Origin of the sequence: Staphylococcus sp. EG-SA-17 (assembly GCF_017151845.1) — a bacterium.
Lineage (GTDB): Bacteria > Bacillota > Bacilli > Staphylococcales > Staphylococcaceae > Staphylococcus > Staphylococcus aureus.
In genome coordinates, this window is the sequence record NZ_JACVZO010000114.1 from 1 (window position 1) to 435 (window position 435).

1 protein-coding gene is annotated in these 435 nt (G+C 64.6%); it reads right to left on the reverse strand.

Going from position 1 to position 435, the window contains the following annotated elements; genetic code table 11:
- On the reverse strand, positions 1-435 hold a 435-nt coding region (locus IDG65_RS14315; protein WP_206174238.1), incomplete at both ends, for an amino acid permease.

The window sequence follows — 435 nt, forward strand, 5'->3', positions numbered from 1 at the left end:
ATATGGGCGGGGCTCAGCACGAGGAAGTAACCGAGGTTGACGAGCAGGTAGAGCGCAATGATCAGCAGGCTCGAGCCGATGATTGCCCGAGGGATGGTGCGGTCGGGATCACGGACTTCCTCGGCCACCATGCTGAGGTCCGACCAGCCATTATAGGCCCAGAGCGCGCCGACCATTGCGGCGCCGAAGCCGGCGAGGCCCAGTCGCGCCGTCTCCGGCACGCCCTCGCAGACGCCGTGCACGGTGCTTGCTGCCAGATTTGATAAAGGCCCGCCGAAAAGGAAGGCGGCGATGCCAATGCCGGCGACCAGCACGATCTTAAGGGCCGTGACAGCGCTTGCGATCCAGCCATTGACGCGCACCGATGCGAGGTTGAGGAACGTGACGACCAGGATCGTCGCGGCCGACGCCATCTGGATCTGGAAGGGGCTGAGC